At 45.0% G+C, this 20,339-nt stretch carries 12 protein-coding genes; 9 read left to right on the top strand and 3 right to left on the bottom strand.

Annotation, left to right across the window (positions count from 1 at the left end):
* Positions 1–71: 71 nt before the first annotated feature.
* The 6 genes from HI950_RS04760 to map all read left to right on the top strand — a co-directional run bounded on the left by HI950_RS04760 (position 72) and on the right by map (position 7,672).
* On the top strand, positions 72–1,775 hold the full coding sequence (locus tag HI950_RS04760) for a glycoside hydrolase family 183 protein (protein ID WP_223285096.1): 1,704 nt from the start codon (positions 72–74) through the stop codon (positions 1,773–1,775).
* A gap of 27 nt (positions 1,776–1,802) precedes the next feature.
* Entirely contained in the window at positions 1,803–1,967 is a 165-nt protein-coding gene (locus HI950_RS35600; protein ID WP_223285136.1) for a discoidin domain-containing protein, read from the top strand.
* Positions 1,968–2,100: 133 nt separating this feature from the next.
* Positions 2,101–4,698: a discoidin domain-containing protein gene (locus HI950_RS04755; RefSeq protein ID WP_169081350.1), complete on the top strand. Its 2,598-nt coding sequence runs from the start codon at positions 2,101–2,103 to the stop codon at positions 4,696–4,698.
* A 348-nt stretch (positions 4,699–5,046) separates the two neighbouring features.
* Complete coding sequence (locus tag HI950_RS04750; RefSeq protein ID WP_169081351.1) at positions 5,047–6,126, top strand: GntR family transcriptional regulator; 1,080 nt, start codon at positions 5,047–5,049, stop codon at positions 6,124–6,126.
* A gap of 358 nt (positions 6,127–6,484) precedes the next feature.
* Positions 6,485–6,850, top strand: a complete 366-nt coding sequence (locus HI950_RS04745) for a hypothetical protein (RefSeq protein WP_187768026.1) — start codon at positions 6,485–6,487, stop codon at positions 6,848–6,850.
* Between the two features lie 81 nt (positions 6,851–6,931).
* On the top strand, positions 6,932–7,672 hold the full coding sequence (gene map, locus HI950_RS04740) for a type I methionyl aminopeptidase (protein ID WP_169082182.1): 741 nt from the start codon (positions 6,932–6,934) through the stop codon (positions 7,670–7,672).
* Positions 7,673–8,012: 340 nt separating this feature from the next.
* Here map and HI950_RS04735 read toward each other — a convergent pair whose 3' ends face one another.
* The 3 genes from HI950_RS04735 to HI950_RS04725 form a co-directional block, all read right to left on the bottom strand.
* Positions 8,013–8,843, bottom strand: a complete 831-nt coding sequence (locus HI950_RS04735; protein WP_169081353.1) for a carbohydrate ABC transporter permease — start codon at positions 8,841–8,843, stop codon at positions 8,013–8,015.
* Between the two features lie 2 nt (positions 8,844–8,845).
* Positions 8,846–9,733, bottom strand: a complete 888-nt coding sequence (locus HI950_RS04730; RefSeq protein WP_169081354.1) for a carbohydrate ABC transporter permease — start codon at positions 9,731–9,733, stop codon at positions 8,846–8,848.
* 68 nt (positions 9,734–9,801) lie between these two features.
* Entirely contained in the window at positions 9,802–11,121 is a 1,320-nt protein-coding gene (locus tag HI950_RS04725; RefSeq protein ID WP_169081355.1) for an ABC transporter substrate-binding protein, read from the bottom strand.
* A gap of 247 nt (positions 11,122–11,368) precedes the next feature.
* Between HI950_RS04725 and HI950_RS04720 the strand changes: the two genes are divergently transcribed.
* From HI950_RS04720 to HI950_RS04710, 3 genes are all read left to right on the top strand, one after another.
* A complete protein-coding gene (locus HI950_RS04720) occupies positions 11,369–12,940 on the top strand; it encodes a response regulator transcription factor (RefSeq protein WP_169081356.1) in 1,572 nt (523 codons plus the stop codon).
* Complete coding sequence (locus tag HI950_RS36625; protein ID WP_169081357.1) at positions 12,937–14,646, top strand: cache domain-containing sensor histidine kinase; 1,710 nt, start codon at positions 12,937–12,939, stop codon at positions 14,644–14,646. The genes HI950_RS04720 and HI950_RS36625 overlap by 4 nt, the downstream gene beginning before the upstream one ends.
* 212 nt (positions 14,647–14,858) lie before the next feature.
* Complete coding sequence (locus HI950_RS04710) at positions 14,859–20,285, top strand: glycoside hydrolase domain-containing protein (protein WP_169081358.1); 5,427 nt, start codon at positions 14,859–14,861, stop codon at positions 20,283–20,285.
* Positions 20,286–20,339 lie beyond the last annotated feature (54 nt).

Genomic DNA, 20,339 nt, shown 5'->3' with positions numbered 1-20,339 from the left:
GACGCCTTATTCTAGGAAAGGAGGAAGGTTTGATTTTTTAGGCATTGAACAAAAAAGGGAGGTTTACGATTATGCAATTTAAGCATAGGAAGTCATCCGGATTGTTGGCTTGCTGCTTGCTCGTTATGGCCATCTTGCCAGGAAACTTAACGCCCGTTAGAGCAGAAAGCGGAAGTGCTAACAAACCCGTGCAAATTCAGGCCTATACGGAAGAGCCCTTCAGTATCCGTGTCGTCGACGCCGAAACCGGGCGGGGCATCCCGGCCGTGGAGCTGAAGACGACTAACCACATTTCCTATTATACGGACAGCGCAGGTTATGTCGCCTTCCGAGAGCCGGGCCTTATGAATGAAACGGTCTTCTTCCATATGTTCAGTCATGGGTACAAGGTACCCGCGGATATGTTCGGCTATCATGGTAAAGCGGTCGATGTTACGCCGGGTGGGAGTGTTACGCTGACGATGGACCGGGTGAATATCGCCGAGCGGTTGTACCGATTGACCGGTCAGGGCATTTATCGCGACAGCGTCATAATTGGCAAGACGTCCCCCATCCAGGAACCGCTGCTGAACGGGAAAGTGATGGGCCAGGATTCCGTTCAGACGATTGAATACAACGATAAGCTGTTCTGGATTTGGGGCGATACGGACAGAGTAGCCTACCCTCTAGGCAACTTCCGCGTGACGGGTGCTACATCCGAACTTCCGGGAAAAGGCGGCCTTGACCCTGACATAGGGGTAGACTTCGATTATTTCACGAAGGAGGACGGATTTGTCAAAAGCCTGGTGCCGCCGCTGCCTGACGGAGCCGGCATCGCCTGGATATTCGGCTTGATGACGGTAAGGGATGAGAATGGACAGGAGAAGCTGCTTGCTGGCTACAGCACGCATAACCCGTTCAGCGCCTTCGGCATTCTCGAATTCAACGATGAGACTGAGCAATTTGATCTTGTCGTTCAATTCCCGGACAAAACCGATTGGCGCCACCCCGGCGGCCAAGCGAGCTATTACGAAGAGAACGGCCAAGGGTACTGGGTATTCACCGAGCATCAGATGCCGAATCTCCGCGTCAAAGCGAACTATGATGCGATTAAGGATTATACGCAATATGAATCGTTCACCCCGCTTACTCCGGGAACAACCTACAACGGGGCGAACTCATCGCTCGAGCGAGATTCCGGAGGCAATCTCGTATGGGGCTGGAAGAAAAATACGGCTCCTCTCAGACAGGTACAGGAGAGGGAGCTGATCAACCTCGGAATCATCGATGCCGACGATCCGCGTTATTACCAGCTGAAGGATGTGGATACCGATGCGGTTGTAACGCTCTCCGGAAGCACAGTGGAATGGAACGACTACCGGAATCGTTACGTTATGTTCGGACAGCAGACGGGTGGCAGTACATCGGTGCTCGGAGAAATGTGGTATGCGGAGGCACCTTTACCTCAAGGGCCATGGACAACCGCAAAAAAAATCATTACACATGACAACTACTCGTTCTATAACCCGGCCCATCACGAGTTTTTCGACAAGGACCGCGGACGGTACATTTACTTAGAGGCCACCTACACGAATACGTACACGGACAACGAGCCCACGCCTCGCTACAACTATAATCAGATGATGTATAAGCTCGACCTTGCTAATCCGGATCTCGGCTTAACGCCTCCCGTGACCGAGCTTGCCCAAGGCAAGACGATAATCGCATCCTCGTCGGAAAGCAAAAGCAATCATCCAGCGGCTGATGAGAGTAACGGCGATCCCGCAACACGCTGAACTTCCGATTAAGGCGAACCACAATGGCTGCAGATTGATCTCGGCGATTCTAGCCTGATTGATCGAGTCGTACAGAATTGGGAAGCAGCTTACGCTAGCGGGTATCAGATTCAGGTATCCGCCGATGGGGGAACTGGACCAATGTGTACGGCACGACGAACGGTGACGGAGGCATTGACGAAATCGAGCTGAAGAATGCGGAAGCCAAATAGGTGCGGATGAACGGTACGACAAGAGTCACGCACCATGGTTATTCGTTATGGGATTACGAAGCAGATGGACCCCATAGAACAAATAATGGATTATGATCGGAGGAAGAAGTGGTATGCGATTTAATCTGCGAAAAGCATCTGGAATTATGGCAAGCGTCATGCTTGCAGTGGCGATATTCCCTGGTAATATGGCGTCGGCAAGCGAGTCAGAAGGCAATCTTGACCTAACACCAGCGCAAAGCCAGGTTTACAATCAGGAACTGTTCAAAATTCAAGTCATCGACGCCGAGACGGGGCGGGGCATCCCGGCTGTGGAGTTGAAGACGACGAACAACATCCGCTATTACACGGACAGTGCCGGTTACGTCGCCTTTGACGAACCAGGACTGATGAATCAAACGGTTTTCTTCCACATGTACAGCCATGGATATGAAGTTCCTACCGATATGTTCGGCAATCGCGGCCAAGCAATCGACGTGACGCCGGGCGGAAGCGCTATGCTTACGATGAACCGGATCAACATCGCCGAGCGCCTGTACCGGGTAACCGGCCAAGGCATCTACCGGGACAGCGTCCTGCTCGGCGAAACTACGCTAATTGATGAGCCGCTTCTGAACGGCAAGGTCATGGGCCAGGATTCCGTCCAGACGATCGAATACAAGGATAAGCTGTACTGGTTCTGGGGCGATACGGATCGCGCGGCTTACCCGCTCGGGAACTTCCGCGTGACGGGAGCGACGTCAAAGCTGCCGAGTCAAGGCCTCGATCTCGATGTCGGCGTCGATCTGGATTATATTACCCGCGAGGACGGCTTTGTGAAAAGTCTGGTTCCCCCGCTTCCCGACGGAGCGAACATTGCTTGGATATTCGGTCTGATGACCGTAGAAGACGAGAACGGCGAGGAACGGCTGCTGGCCGCTTACAGCACGCATAAACCCGAACCTAATTCTTACGGCATTCTCATCTTCAACGACGAGAAACAAGAGTTCGAGCAGCTTGTCCAATTCCCAGGAACGAGCGACTGGCGTTATGCAGGCAAGGACGGACAAGGGACTTATTACGAGGATGGCGGCAAAGGGTTTTATATTTTCACCCAACATCAGTATCCGAACCTTCGGGTAGAGGCAAAGATGGATGCGATTGTGGATTACACCAAATACGAATCGTTCACGCCGCTTGCACGGGGAACGACGTATGAAGGGGCTAACACGCAGCTGGAGCGCGATGCCGAAGGAAACCTGGTATGGGGCTGGAAGAAGAATACGCAAATGCTTACCCAGGATCAGGAGAAAGAGCTGATCCAGCTCGGGTTAATCAAGTCAGACGATGAACGTTACTTCCAGCTGAAGGATGCCTATTCAGGTGACGAGATTCGACTCGCCCAAAGCTCAGTCGAATGGAATGAATATCGCCAAAGCTACGTGATGATCGGTCAGGAGAAATTCGGCCGAACATCGCTGTTGGGCGAAATCTGGTTTGCGGAAGCGCCTGCACCAAACGGACCATGGAAAGTTGCGAAACGAATCATCACCCACAACGAGTATTCCTTCTATAATCCTTCCCAGCATGAATATTTCATCAAGGACGAGGGACGTTTCCTTTATTTCGAGGCAACCTTCACGAATATGTTCACGGAATCTCCCGCTATGCCACGCTACAACTACAACCAGATGATGTATAAGCTTGATCTGGCCAATCCGGAGCTGGACCTAACGCCGCCAAACGGTCCGGAGCTGGTTGAACTGGCTCAAGGAAAACCGATTACCGCTTCTTCCTCGGAGAGCACGCACCCGGCGGCAGATGCAAATGACGGCGACGGCGAAACGCGCTGGGCATCCGAATCTACCGATCCGCAATGGATTCAGGCAGATCTAGGAGCTCCGAGCCGCATCAGTCGCGTCAATCTGGATTGGGAGGCCGCTTATGGTAGAGCCTACCAGATTCAATTATCGAACGACGGAGAGAAATGGGCCGATGTCTACAGCACGACGACTGGAGACGGCGGCCTCGATATCGTTCTATTCAAAGAAACCGAAGCCAGATATGTTCGGATTTACGGCACGTCCAGAGGCACAATGTACGGCTATTCGTTATGGGATTTCAAAGTGTTCGGGCGGGTAGCTGGTTCCGAAGCCCCTGAAGCATCCGTTACCGGGCCTTCCGAGATCCAAGCGGGACAGAGCTTCAATGTGAAGTACGGTCTGAACCATGTTGAGCAGTCTGTCTATGCCCAAGACCTAACCTTCAACTATAACTCGGATCAGCTGGAATTCGTGTCTGCAGAAGAGGCAACAGAAGAGGTCAAAATTGTCGGTCAGAAACCATCGCAAGGACAGGTTCGACTTCTGCTCGTGAAACTCGACGGCAAAGCGGACGGTGATATGCTTACGCTGCATTTCAAGGCGAAAGCAACCGGGGAGACCGTCACCACAATCGTCTCCTTGACCGATTCCATTCTGGCGGACGGCGAGGGCGAGGAGTTCCAGCTGGAGGGAGCTTCTCACAGCATTCAAATTGTCGGCGTGGATCATTCAGGAGATTTGAACGAAGACGGCAAATACTCCATTGGCGACCTTGCTATTATTTCCGCGGCGTACGGCAAAACATCTGTGGATGCGAATTGGGATCAGTACAGCAAAGCGGATTTGAACCATGATGGCAAAATCGATATCGAAGATCTCGCGGCTATGGCTAAAAAACTGTTCCAGTAACAGCGATGAGCGTGCCGATATTGGGCGGAACACCCGATATCGGCTTGTTTTCTGTGATCGCCATTTTAATGAAATCGAAGAAGAGTTGAAGCGGAATGATAAAAGCAAACTGAAAGCTTTGCGAAGCGCAACTTGTGGAGCTTGACGGCGGTTTGATTCGGGCGCTATCGTCTGAAGCTCCCGCGGTGCGAAGCGGAGAGGCGCGTTATAAGCTGTCTTTTGCCCCATTCGGATTTAGCACGGTTGCCTTTCTGCTGCGAGATCGAAAGAATTGATTATATGAACTAATCTCTGTTATTATAATAATTAGTGACTTTTCGAAACTAAGATGAGATAACGGAGAATGCTATGGCTAGAAAGAACTTGCCCAAATACGAATTGGTGAAGGATTATATCATCGACCATATCGGCGCCAGCCAGTTCAAGCCCCATGATCGGATACCCAGCGAATCGGAGCTGGCGGAGACGCTGGACGTCAGCTCGATTACGGTGCGCAAGGCGCTGTCCGATCTGGTGAACGAAGGGATGATTTATCGGGTCAGGGGCAAAGGAAGCTTCGTCGCGGACAAAAAGAGTGACGTCCAGAGCTCGATGTCGCGTCTTGTCGTGTTCATCATCTCCGGCACCGAAATCTATGACAGCTCTTATATGCAGATTATTAAAGGGATACAGTCTCTCCTAACCTTACATGATTATCGTCTCGTCATCGAATTTATCGAAAACAATGTGCAGCAGGAAGATGAGCTGATCAGCAAGATCAACCTATCGGACTATTCCGGTTTATTAATTTATTCTTCTGACCCGAATGCCGCCAAATCGTATTTGAAGCAGCTCAAGAGCGGAAGGATGCCCTTCGTGATGCTAGACCGCTTCCCTAACGGAATGCCGGTGAACTGCGTGGTGTGCAACAATCAGGACGGCGCTTACGAGGCGACGGAATATTTGATAGGGCTCGGGCATCGTCACATCGGCTTTGCCGCATATGACTATCATCTCAGCTCCGAGGTCGACCGCTTTAACGGCTACAGGAATGCGTTGGCCGACTCGGATATCGAGGAAGACAGTTCGATTCAGTTCCTGGAGAAGGAGCTGGACTACGCCGCGTTGCTTCCCCGCATTAGACGGAAAGAGCTGACGGCATTATTTTGCGTTAACGATCGCAAAGCGCTGGAGGCGGTCGAACAATTAACGACACTAGGCGTCCACATTCCGGAGGAGATCTCCATTATGGGATTCGACGACTTCGCGGGTTCTAGGTTTTCGAAGGTTCCGCTGTCCACCGTAAAGCAGGATTTCGATTCCCTCGGCAGCGAGAGCGCCAAGTTGCTTCTCGATTTGATAGACGGCTGCGCCGTCGGTGGCAAGAAGATTATGCTCCCGACGAGTCTGGTCATTCGGGAATCGACGGCGCCGTTAGCTTCTCCATAAACGTTATATCCTTAATGAAGAAACCCCCGACTCTGGTCAAGTAACAAGAGTCGGGGGTTTGTCGTTTTGGCAGCATTCCTAATATGAAGAAATTCGAGGTTTAAGAAACAAAAAGACCCCTTGGTATGATGTTATGTCGGATGACAAGAATACGAGCCGATTAATTACCGCGTAAATCGCGTTTTTTATTTTATCGGTACATTTTCTTGGCAATGTGCAATGTCAAGAATATGTACCGAATGTCGAAAAAGGCCAAGAATGTGTACCCATTGCCGATAAGCGGCTCGCTGCTTGAAAAAGACGAGAAAATTGCCGGTAAAAACGAAAAATCGATGGTTTGGACAAGAAAATAGAATCGATGCAAGCGCAAGCTGACGAAGCGGTCGCATTAAGTGCGCGGGTGAAGGGATTGGAGCAAGAAATTTCAGAAAAAACCAAAGGCTTCAATACTGAAATTGCGGATTTGAAAAAGCAGAATGAAAATGCGATCAATGAGATGAAGCTCGAAAAAGAGCGCGAATTTTTCGAGCTACGAAGCCAAGAGCAAGAGAAACATGCGAAATCACTTTCCGGAGCGATTTCAAAAAGAGAAGCGCTTCAAGAACGCATCGAGCAAATGCATGCTGAATTTGAAGCCAAGTTCGAAAAGCAAAGACAAGAGTTTGGAAATCGCAACCATAAAAGGGTGAAAAAAGCGAGATGGATACAGTGGAAGTCGCCATAGCCGAAGTCGTATCCCTTTTCTGTTATTAAAAATAATGTATAATTAATACTGAGATAGATTATGGAGGTAGGAAAAGAAAAAATGATTGCAAAAACAGAAGAAGATTTTAATGGTTTGAAGGAAATCGGCAAAATTGTTGCCTTCATTAGAGATGAATTGGTACAAAGAACAATTCCTGGCATAACGACCAAAGAACTCGATGATATAGCCGGAGAACTTTTAGAAAAAGCAGGTGCAGTTTCAGCTCCAAAAGGTGAATATGATTTTCCTGGCTATACTTGCATTAGTCTTAATGAAGAAGTGGCACATGGTATTCCGGGCCATCGGGTTATTCATGAAGGGGATCTAGTAAATATAGATGTATCTGCTTCAAAGAACGGTTATTTCGCAGATACAGGAATCTCATTTGTAGTAAGAGAAGGAGAAGAAGAATTAACGAAAATATGCGACGTTGCTAAAAAGGCATTTGAAGCAGGTCTTAAGAGAGCAAAACCCGGTTCCAAAAAAAGTGGAATAGGAAGAGCAGTATTCGAAACAGCGAGACAGCATGGATTCACTGTTATCAAAAACCTTACAGGACATGGTGTTGGACGTAGCATACACGAAGCACCTAACCATATTTATAATTATAATGATACATGGGATGATGAATTATTAAAGGAAGGGATGGTTATCGCATTCGAACCATTTATCTCAACCTTAGAAGAAGAAGTATTCCAAAAAGAAGACGGTTGGACCTATGCTACAGAAAAAAGCTATGTAGCTCAATTGGAACATACGATTATCCTTACTAAAAATGGTCCGATTATTGTCACACTTTAATTCAAGCATACAGAAAAAAAACTTGTATCAAAAACGGATGCGTTAGTTCAACAAGGATTGTTTTTTACACCGTTCTACTCTGAACGGTGTTTTTGAGCGTCTTGCGATCGCAGACATCGTTACAACCCTGGGGCTTGGTTTGTTTTATTTATCGGATGAAGTATAGACAAGAAAAAGAGATGCCATCGACGGCAAAGGCCGGTCGATCGCACGCGAAAAAGACGAATACATAAGACCTTTCACCATTTGGTTCAAGGTTTTTCATGTATTCGTCTCAAGCGCACAATCTAGGAATAGAAGTATTCAGCTTCAAAGCTTTCTCTTGCAAAGCTTTAAGCTCCTATCCCTTTAGCGAGCCGGACGTGATGCCGTTAATGATATATTTTTGCATGAAAATGTAGAACAGAATGAGTGGTGCAACCGCCAGGAGCATCATCGGGAAGAAATTCGTCCAGTCGGTCGAGAATTGCCCAATGTTGCGGAATACTTCTAAGAGCAGTACACCCTTCGAACGGGATTGCAAGAACAACAATGGCGTCATGAAATCATTCCACACAGCAAGTGTATTCAAAATAGCTACAGTGGCAATTACCGGCGTAAGCAACGGGAACACAATCTGCCAGAATGTTCTCCAAACCCCACAGCCGTCTACTCTTGCCGCTTCTTCCAGTTCAAATGGAACGGTAGAACTGATAAAGCTTTTAATTAAAAAGATAGAGAACGGAAGGCTGTAACAAATTTCTATTAGAATAATGCCCGTGAAGGTATTCATAAGCCCAAGCTGGGCTACCTGTTTATAAAGTGCTAAGATCCCCATTTGGTATGGTACCATCATCCCAACCATGAATAAAAGGAACACGATCCGATTGAAATGATTGGTGCGTCGTATCAAGCTGTAAGCAGCCATCGCAGAAAACATTACAATACCCGCAACGGAGGAAATCGTAATGATAAGGTTGTTTCCCAACACATGAAAATAGTTCATTGCCTTAAAGGCACGAATGTAATTGTCGAACGTGATGTTAACTGGAAGGCCCAACGGATGAGAGACCGCATCAGCTGGCGTCTTAAATGTCGTGATGATCAAGTAGTAAACTGGGATCATAAAAATCGCCGCTAAGACGAGCATAAGAATTTCCGTGACAGCAGTTTCCTTAGTATATCGATTCATGATTACCGCCGCTCCCACATCTTGATTAGTGAAATGTGAATAAAGGTGATGATGCCTACGAGGATAACGAAGACGATACCGAACGCGGCTCCGTAGCTATAGAACCCTTCACTGAGCCCTTTCTTGAGCATGAGTGATACGATCGTTTCCGTAGAATACCCCGGACCACCACCAGTCAAGGCATAAACAATATCAAATACCTTCATGCCGTTTATCATCCCCATAACCGTATTGAAAGTGATCGCCGGAAGCAATAGAGGAAGTGTGATATAGCGGAACATTTGCAGCCCACTCGCTCTGTCAATCTTCGCCGCTTCGTAATAATCTATTGAGATGCTCTGCAAGTTGGCCAAATAAATAACCATTGTGTAACCAACCCACTGCCATACGGAGACAATGATGACCGAATAAAGTGCAAGATGAGGATCTCCGAGAAAATTGATGCGTTCAAAGCCAAGAGCGACTACAAGCTGATTAATCAAGCCAAAGTCGGAGGGTGAGTACATAAAATTCCAGAGAAAACCGATAACCAATACGCTGAACACCGCAGGAAGGAAGAACGCGGCTCGCAGCAGATTTTTTGTTTTTAATTTTTTATTGAGAAACACCGCTAATGGAATGGCTAGTATATTCTGTCCAAGCATCGCGAGTACCGCATAGATTAAAGTGTTTCTAATACCTGTCAAATAGATTGAATCTTTAAATAAAGCGATATAATTGTCTAGACCAACAAATTTGACAGCAGCCGGATGCACGTCCGACCAGTTTGTAAAGCTGTATAAAGCGGTCTTTAACGTCGGAAATATGAAAAAGGTACAATAAATAAGTAAGGCAGGAAGCAGAAGCAGAACATAATTGATCTCTCGTTTGAAAATGTTTGTTTTGTTCATGTGTAACAACCTTTAGCATATAGGATGTACAAGAGGCAAATCGCTTTGCCCCTTGTATTTTATACGGCCTATTTAGATTTCTCCAGCAGTTCAGTTGCTTTCTTGTCTACCGCTTCTAGCACTTGATGAGGCGTTTTGATACCGGCTATGAGTTCTTGAATACCTTTTCCCAGATCTGTGAAAGCAGCAAAAGCAACGCCCCAATTATTAACAGGGAACATGACATTACCCTCCTTGAAAGCTTCTTGAGCACCGTTATACTCAGCTGGCATTTCAAAAGTAACGCCTTTCAAGAAAGATGAACCGCCTTTATTATCGGCCCAGTAAGCATACTGACCTTCTGGTGTGGATAACAGATCAAGCACCTTGTACGCCGCATCTTTGACTTCGGACTTCGCATTCAAACCAAATGATACTCCTGGACCGCCGACCATCCAACCCGGGCCGCCTTTAGTGCCCAAGTTCGGGAACATATCAATCTTCATGTTTGGCGCTTTTTGTTTAAAGGTTTCCATGTACCAAGGCCCTGCTTGGAACATAGCTGCCTTGCCGCTTGTAAACTCGTCTATGGCTTGTTCTTCTTCAAGCCCAAGCATATCTTTGGTGAAGACACCGCGTTTCAAGTATTCAGTCCATGTCGTCAAAGCAGGCTCCAGCGCATCGGCTATTTTCGCGTTACCTTTACCAAAATCGTTATTCCATTTTTTCCCTTCCTCTGTGCCGATAAAATCATTTAATGCCAAACCGAGGAAGGACTGGCCCGCTACGTTAGGATTCTTTAGACCGATCGCTTGGGGTTTGATGCCATTCTTCTTCAGCACATCCGCTACTTGGAAGTACTCATCAAGCGTTGTTGGTATTTTCAAGTTATATTTGGTGAATAGTTCAACGTTATAGAAAACCCCGTTAAACCAACTCGCTTGCGGCAACCCGTACAGTTTATTATCAAATGTTACGGTGGACGTGCCGGTTTCATAATACTTGCTAGCGTAGCGTTCTGTTAAATCTTCGAAGTAACCTGTTTTGACGGTATTAGCGTCAATTATTCCACCGATAATGTCAGGACCTTCGCCTGCTGCAAGTTGTGTTTTGATGACATCTGCGTACGTCTTGTTATCGATGAACTGATATTCTACATCTACATCAGGAAGTTTATCTTTGAATAATTGCAGAAGTGTCTTTACACTGTCTTCTTTGTTCCAATACGATAATCTGACTTTCACTTTCTTTACCGGTTCTGGATCCTTTGTTTCTTTCGATTCCGTTGTATTCTTCGGTGTTACATTTTCCTTTGGGCTGCTATTGTCTGTACTGTTCTTACCGCAGCCTGTAAATAGGATCGACAAGGTGAGTATAGCGATAGCGGAGACTAACCATGTTCTCTTCATACAAAGACCTCCCAAAATTAGATAGTTTGTTTCACGATACAGTTATCATTGTAGTATAAATGTCATTTTCATCGAAATAACAGATTTTTGCGAAACCTAACAGAATTCATTTGGAAATAAGAGCCAAAGAATGTGATTTAATACAATGGTATGAATTGGAATGTCCAGTGTGCTATGCTTTGGATTGTAGTGAGTATCCTCAAGAGATGAGTGAATTGCCATCGTTTGAACAGACAGGGAGGAAAATATGTATCATATATTAGTCGTCGATGATCAACAAGCAGAAATCGAAGCCATTGAATGGCTTATTCATAAGCATGCTCTACCATTTTCTGTTGCTCAGGCCAATGACGGGGAAGTAGCTCTGGAATATATAAGGGGCCATCATGTAGATCTGTTATTCACGGATATTCGTATGCCATTCATGGACGGTCTAGAGTTAATTAAGCAGGCAAAAGTAGTCGTTCCGGACCTTAAGGTGCTTATTTACAGTGCTTATGGGGAATTTGAATATGCACAAAAAGCGATTCAGCTTGGAACGGTTAATTATATGTTGAAGCCGATCGATGTAAAGGAATTCCTCAAAATGTTCCAATCCATAATCGCTATACTAGAGGACGAACGACTTCAGAGGGAGAAAGATGAGCTGCTGATCAAAGGTTTTCATAAAGGAGTGGCGTATGAGAAAGAGAAGCTACTGTTTGATCTCCTTCAAGGTCGTGAGAGTGACGTCCATTACGAGGAACGGGCAGCTTTTGCAGGACTAAATCATCTGGTAAATAAGCGGATGTATATGATTATGATTGGATTGCAAAATCGTTTTTTTGATCAACATCATACAGAAGCGTTCGAATTTTTTCAATCGACTTGTAAATATGAGATGCTTTTTTTAAATATGAATGAGTATCAAAGCATCATGCTAGTCGCTATTGATCCAGCTTCAAAGAACAGCGATAACCAGCAAGAGCTTATGGCTTATGGGAATTGGGTTAAAGAATGGCTTGAGACTCGCTTCGATCGGCGAAGTTTCATTATTGTTGGTAGTCCGGTAGATAAGCTGGAGGGACTTCATGACGAGTTCACCCAAATGGAAGAGTTAATGAATTTTCGGTTTTTTATGGAAAGCAGTGTCGTTTGTTCCAAAGAAGATGAAAGCATTCATGACCATATAGACGACGAATCGTTAGAGCTTATGCTGAAGGATATTTACACTTCAATTGCACGAAATGAATATCGTACACTTGAGCATCGAATAGAGTTTCTCATTGCGAGTATGCGTAGTGGTAAGCGCTTTAGTTCTATGTATGCCAAGCTATTATTTACAGAAATATTAAAAAAAATAGTAGAGTCTCAAGGCAAAAGAAACAGCAATTTACTAAAGAATGGTTTTGAGCGAATCGCACTATGCAATTCGATTGCTGAGTTGAAGCAAGTCATTTTATCCGTCTTTCAGGAGCATTTGCAACGAATCGAAACGGCGACAGACGATCACTGCCGCAAAGTGATTGAAGATGTACAGACTCTTATCCAGATGGAATACGGGAGTGATATTGGGGTCGACTATTTAGCCAAGCGCGTCTTTTTATCGCCAAGCTATTTAAGTTTTTTATTTAAAAAAAGTACAGGCCAAAGCCTAGTTAAATATATTACAGCCGTTCGAATGGAGCGAGCGAAAGAACTGCTGCGTGATTCAACGATTAAAGTTGTTGATATTGCCAGTAGAGTTGGGTTCGCGAACACTTCCTATTTTAATTTAATGTTTAAGCAATATAATGGCTTGACTCCTGTTCAATATCGTGAGGTAGGTGGGCGGAGGTGACTCTACTCAAATTTATCCGTAATCTCCGCCTGCGCCAGAAATTATTGCTTTCTTATGTGACTGTCATCTTCCTGCCAACCATTGTACTGGGCTTGTATGCCTACCATAACTCTAAATCTTCATTGGAAAGCCAGTTTTTGCAAAGCGCGGATAACGAGGCGAAGAAGGTCACACTAGAGATCAGTTACCGACTTCAGAGGCAGGATGTGTCAATAAAATCGATTGTTTTCCATCCTACGGTTATTGAATTGATGAGTAACCCGAATCTGGATTTGTACACACAATTTATGATGCTGAATGATAAAATTGAACCTATTTTTTTTAACTTGATGTATATGGTTAGGGATATGAATGAGATTATGTTGTACTCCGAGAGTCATCAATCTGAATTAGGAAACTTCATGACTCCTTCTTCTGCAATTAAGGATAAGGATTGGTATCTAGAGACAAAGGGCAGTGATACAACCAAGTGGTGGTTTGAAGATGGAGAATTGTTTGCCACACGAGTGATTTACAATATCGAGTTTCGGACCGTGAGCGCTGTACTTTATGTCAGGTTTGATTACAATAAAATCTTCGGTGATTTCATTGGCAGGGTGAACGGAGGGAATGGCATCATCATTACCGATAGACAGAATCGGCCCGTATTATCAGAGCATGTTGGGCAGATGGATGATGCTCAACTTCAATCACTTTCAAGGAAGGGTACTTCAAAAGCAAGATTAGGTGGCGAATCCTATTTAGTTGTAAACAAAGATATTCCTCAAACCGATTGGATACTGCATTATTTGGTCCCCGACAATCAGTACAAAACAGGCATTGGCAATATTTTAAGCGCAACGGGCATCATTGTACTCATCTGCATGGTTTTCCTCAGCATTATTATCTTCTTGTTCTCAGAAACGCTGTTAAAAGGAATCGAGAAATTAAACACCAAAATGAAGATGGTGGAAGACGGTGATCTTACTATTGTTGTATCAGCGAATTCCAAAGATGAAATCGGGCAGCTTACCAATCGATTCGGTTCTATGCTTAAACAAATTAATCAGCTCATTTCGGAGGTATATCAAACAAAAATCACGCAAAAGTCTGCCGAACTGAAAGCGCTACAAGCTCAGATTAATCCCCATTTTCTATACAATTCTTTATCTTTAATTAATTCAAAAGCGCTGCGTATCGATGCCCAAGAAATTAGTGACTTGGTGAATCATCTATCTAGTTATTACAGAACGACTTTAAATAAAGGGAAGGAGATTATTTCGATTCAAGATGAATGGACAAACGTCCAAGCGTACATACATATTCAATTAGCAATGCACAATAAAAGATTTGACGTAGAATTTGATGTGGACGACAAGGTGTTTCAATTTGAAATGATCCATTTGATTTTGCAGCCGATTGTTGAAAACTCGATTATGCATGGCATCGATCTTAAGCGGGAGGGGCGAGGTAGACTCATCCTGCGGGCAAGTCTCGACGGTGAGGATATTGTTTTTGTCGTGGAGGATAATGGCGTCGGTATGGAACCGTACAAGATTGAGCGTATTCTTAAACATGAAAGTGCTGGTTATGGCATTAAAAATGTTCAAGAAAGATTACAGCTCTTATTTGGATCCGAATACGGGATTTCAATTCATAGTCAATCCGGGATTGGCACTTCAGTTATCGTACGCATACCGCAGTATCGTCACATAAGTGAACAATAGTCATGATCAAAAAAGGGTCAATGCTCATAAGAGCACGGCCCTTTTTTTGTTTCTAATCGAAATCTGTTAGATTTCAAATAATACTGTTATTTTGCAGGGTTTCAAATGATAATACAATGTAAATGTGAACAGACGGCGTTGTCAGCTACCTCTGTAAGCGCTTCAAAAGATGGTTTCTGTAATAAAAAAAAGAATGAGAGGATTGTTGATCTATGTTCAAACGAACAACGTATAAAATGATCTGTTTTATGATTCTAGCAAGCTTCTTTTATCAGGACAATGCTGCTCGTGTCTATGCTGATAGCGGCCAGCTGGACGTATGGGTGGTTAATGCAATGAAGGCCGTATATAGGACCAGCACGATCCCCGCAAGTCCTGGAAACAGCATCGATCTTGTTTCAGCCAGAAACGAATACGAAAGTGAGCAAATCGCTGTAAGAAGCAATAGTGATTTTGAGATTACTGGAGTTGAATTTTCCAATCTTGTATCTTCTGGCAATACGATCTCAAACAGCAACTTAAGCTATCATTTTGCGGAATACGAACTTGAAGATACAGTGCAACCCAATCAATATTGGCCGGATTTGGTAGGCGCGCAAATCTATCCCTTATCAGCAATCCCCGACCCGCTGTCCAACGAGCCATCTATACATGTGGCGGCAAATTCAACTCAACCCATTTTAATAACGAATTATGTTCCAGCAGGTGCTGCTCCCGGCCTTTATCAAGGTATGGTTACAGTGAAAACGACTTTGGGCGATTACCAAGTGCCTATTAACGTTGAGGTAGCTAACGTTGAAATCCCTCAAACCTCTGAAGCTAATTTCGTTAATTATCAGTGGGCGATGACGAATGGTTTTATGATTGGAGGTAATCCACCTGAGAATGTTGATGATCCTTTAACTCAGAATAGTTATGACGTTGGTCAGTACTATTACGGAGTGGAGACGTATAGCGATGAATGGTTTGAGCTTATGGATAATTTCGCCCAAACCATGAGCGACTATCGCCAGAACATGATTTGGGTTCGTACAGACTTATTATTAAACGCAAATGGTACCAAAATGGCGTCTTTTAAAGACGGGATACCTAAAGATATCGACTGGTCGTTGTTCGATCGATATGTTCAAACCTTTATGGATAGAGGGATTACTCATTTTGCGAACATTCACTTGATCCATGCATTAGAACAAATGCCGCAAAGCGAAAGGCCAAACAAAGATAATCCCCAAGATCCGTGGTTAACGTCAATTCCCGAACCCAATTCACTACCTGTAACAGACGCTTATCTTACTAACTACTTGACGGCATTGCACGATCATTTAGAGGATAAAGGTTGGCTTAACGATAATGGCTTCACTTGGTATCAGCATACTAAGGACGAACCCAACGGTTCTAGCATTACAAACTATATGACGTATATCGCTAGAAAAGTAAAAGAGATCGTTCCGGATTTCAAAACATTGGACGCTGATGCGGGCGGTACTTTAATGAACGAAGCCATCAAACCCTATGTGGATGTTTGGGTCCCGTTAACGCCGGTTTTTCATTACAATAAGGATTTTTATAAAACGGAGCAAGCGGCCGGCAAAGACTTGTGGGTGTATACTTGCGATGCCAATCCGGCTCCGTGGTTGAACAGACACTGGACACAGCCCACTATGACTGGCAGGCTGTTATTCTGGAATCTTAGTCAAGACGATGTTAAAGGGCACTTGCATTGGGGATGGAACGTATGGTATGTCCCTCATTATGGCGATTCCACGATCGTATATCCGGATAAGGATAATATGACGGTTAAAAGCTCGCTGCGATACGAGGCCCAAAGAGACGGACTTGAGGATTACGAACTGATGCACCAACTCAAACAAACCAATCCTGATCTTGCCCAACGTATAGCTGACAGCGCTGTTAGCCCGTCTGATCCGAGAAAATATACCATTGACCCTGAATATATCAGAATGCTTCATAATTATCTGGTTAAAGCTGCTGCCAGAGAACCTGTGGGTGCAATTCCCGTGCCAAGGAGTCCCTACGATGGGCAAGATGTACCTATGACATACATGACCGATAACGCGACCGGCGAGATCACCTTCAACGGTGAATGGTTTGCAAAAAGCCGGAAATACGCTTATATGGGCGGTGTGCAAGCCACATTGAAAGCGGAAGATTATTTGACCTATACATTTACAGGGGCCGGAGTCGATCTTATTGCAGAGAAAAATGAATACTCCGGTAAAATTGCCGTATACATCGACGATTCCGCTCCGGTAATTATAGATCTATATGAGAAGGTTCAACTCGATTCGATATCGGTATACAGCAATCATAATCTATCAGCAGGCAAGCACACGATCAAGGTAGTGAATCTGGAGAACAAAAGCCTATTCGTTGACGGATTTCGAGTAAGCATGTATGAAGGACAGCAGATCTATGACGGAACGCTGCAAAGTTTGGACCTGACTAGCTCACCTTCGTTTCATTTTAATAAGAACAATATTAATTACCAAGTTATCGTTCCCAATGATGTTAACGTATTCTCCATTACGCCAACGCTCTCGGATGCAAATGGAACCCTGGAGGTCAACGGACAACGTATTGGCAGCGGTAAGAGGCTTACATTCAACATCCCAACAGGTAAAAGTAAGATCCATATTCGGTCTACCGCAAGTGATGGGGAAACCACGAGACTATATACTTTGAACTTTATCAAAGGCAATGTGAATCAACCGACCACCAATATTGCGAGAAGTTATTCAGCTATTACGGCAACAGCTGCTAGGGAAGACAGTAGCGGCTATGGCGTTTCGAATATGGTTGACGGCAGTTACGGTTCCATGTTTGCTAGTATTAGCGGGTATACTAACACCCATCCGTTTCCACATGAGATCAATCTTACTTGGGATCAACAGATGACCTTTAATACGATTGTCATGGCCACGCCATCAGGGTTATTACAGGGTATAACGGATATTGACGTTGAGGCTACTTCGGATGGAACGAATTGGACAACGATTGCGAAGAGGGTACCGATTCAATGGAACAGCAGTACAGACGACAACAAAATGGAATACACGTATGCCAATATCCCTACGGTTAATGACGCGCTGAAGCTGAGGATACGGGTCAATGACGCTAACAATACGTATTGGGGCATATACGCTTTATATGAGCTTGAGCTTTATAACCTTCCAAACAACGGAGAGATTAGTCCTGTAGCAGATGGAACGCTAAGAAATTTAACAATCTCTAATGTTCCTTCCTTTACGTTTGACAACAGCACGACGACCTACCCGGTAATGATTCCAAATGATGTAAACACCATCGCGATTACGCCAACGCTTTCGGATGAAGCGGGTACGCTGCAGATCAACGGAAAGACCGTCGCCAATAACACGGCGCAGGCGATTGATATTCCAATCGGTAAAAGCATGGTTCATATCAAGTCCATCGCAAGCGACGGGACGACGTCAATGCTCTACACGTTGAACGTTCTGAAAGGGAATGTGAATGAACCCGGCACCAATATTGCCAGAAGCTATTCTGCTATTACAGCATCAGCTGCCAGGGAAGATAATAGCGGCTATGGTGTTTCGAATATGGTTGACGGCAGTTATGGTACCATGTTCGCGAGTTTACGAGCCAATCATCAATTTCCGCATCAGATTAATCTTACTTGGGAACAGCCGCAAACCTTTAACACCATCGTCATGGCCACAACTTCTGGATTACTCCAAGGTATTTCCAATATTGATGTTCAGGCTTCTACAGACGGAGTAAACTTTGAAACCATAGCGACTGGGGTACCGATCAAATGGAAAAGCAGCGTAGATGACAACGTCATGGAGTACACCTTTGCCAATATTCCTACAATAAAGGACGCAATGAAGCTGAGAATACAGATCAATGATGCGAACTATACGACGTGGGGCATGTACGCTTTGTATGAGCTTGAGCTCTATAACCTTCGGGAAAACGGTGAGATTGGTGCTAAGACACATACGATCACAGCGAGTGCGGGGGAAAACGGAACGATCAGCCCTAACGGCGCCGTTGTAGTCGATGAGGGTGCTGATCAAACCTTTACATTCAATCCGAACAATGGATACGAAATCGACAAGGTGTGGGTAAACGGTACCGACGTGTCAGTGACCGCCAACGTCTATACGGTTACCAACGTAACTGCCGGCCATATGATCAATGTTACGTTTAAGCCAAAGGACACTGGTGGTGGTAACCAGACACATACGATCACGGCGAGTGCGGGGAAAAACGGAACGATCAGCCCTAACGGCGCGGTTGTAGTCAATGATGGTGCTGATCAAACCTTTACATTCAATCCGAACAATGGATACGTTATCGACAAGGTGAGGGTAGATGGTACCGCCGTGACGGTGACCGCCAGCGTATATACGGTTGCTAAGGTATCTGCGGACCATATGATCAATGTTACATTTAAGCCAAAGGACACTGGTGGAGGGGACAATAACCCTTCTACTGGTGGTGGCAGTGGTACAGTCAATGGAAATACCGATTCTCATACACTTATAGTGAAAACGGAAGACCTTACCTCTCCAGCTTCCAACGGAGTTGTGACGATCATAGCCAAAGATAAAGAGAAAATTGTACTTCCTGCTAATGCAGCCGAGCTGCTCGGACATAATCAATTAGTCATTCAAATGGGTCCATTCACGTTGGAAGTACCTGCTGAATTGCTTAAACAGTTGGTAGATAAATTGTCCGCAGAAGATAAACAAAACAGTAAGATAGAGTTGATCATGACTCCCTTATCCGAATCCGATGCTAACAACCTTCTAGCGATGAGGCAATCTTCCACACTTGCACAAATTAAACTTTCCGGCAAAGTGATCAATTTTAGCTTATCGATTGTCGGGAAAGATGGTAAAGTGACAAGCTTGAGCAGCTTCGATAAGCCGATGACGATTCGATTCAAAGTGGATCCTTCCTTAAATCCAAAACTGACTGGCATTTACTACTTGGCAGACAATGGTACGCTGGAATATGTGCGAGGCACGTTTATTAACGGAGAATGGGTCGCTAATATTTACCATTTTAGCAAATATGCGATGCTCGAATTCAAGAAATCATTTACCGATGTTAAGTCCACTCATTGGGCGGCCGATGCGATCGAACAGTTAGCGGCGAAGCACATTATTGACGGTACTAGTGCGGCAATGTTCGAGCCAGAGCGTTCGATCACACGGGCCGAATTTACAGCAATGCTTGTCAAAGCATTGAATCTGACATCAGTAGGCGAATCGAAATTTACGGATGTGTCGAAGGGTGCCTGGTACGAAGATGCTGTTTCCATAGCTGTCAAAGCAGGCATTATTAAAGGAACAAGCACAACGACTTTCGATCCCGATGCGAGAATCAAACGTGAAGAAATGGTCACCATGATGATGCGGGCGTATGTGATCTTGAAAGACGTCAAGTTGAACGGAAATACGGCTTCTTTTTTCACAGACGAATCCACTGTGGCAGCCTGGGCGCTTGATTCAGTAAGAGCGGCGGCAGCACTTCATTTTATTAATGGACGCGATGCAAACAAATTCGTTCCGAGCGGTATCTCTTCCCGTGCCGAAGCAGCAGCTTTGCTCAATAGAGTTTTACAGTAAGCATGTTAACCCCCAAGTCCTATATAGGAAGTCTTCGTTGAGACGATAGAACAA

It is taken from the genome of Paenibacillus sp. PL91, from assembly GCF_012935325.2.
GTDB lineage: Bacteria > Bacillota > Bacilli > Paenibacillales > Paenibacillaceae > Pristimantibacillus.
The sequence above is the reverse complement of the archived record's forward strand: the minus strand, read 5'-3'. Positions and strand labels throughout refer to the sequence as shown.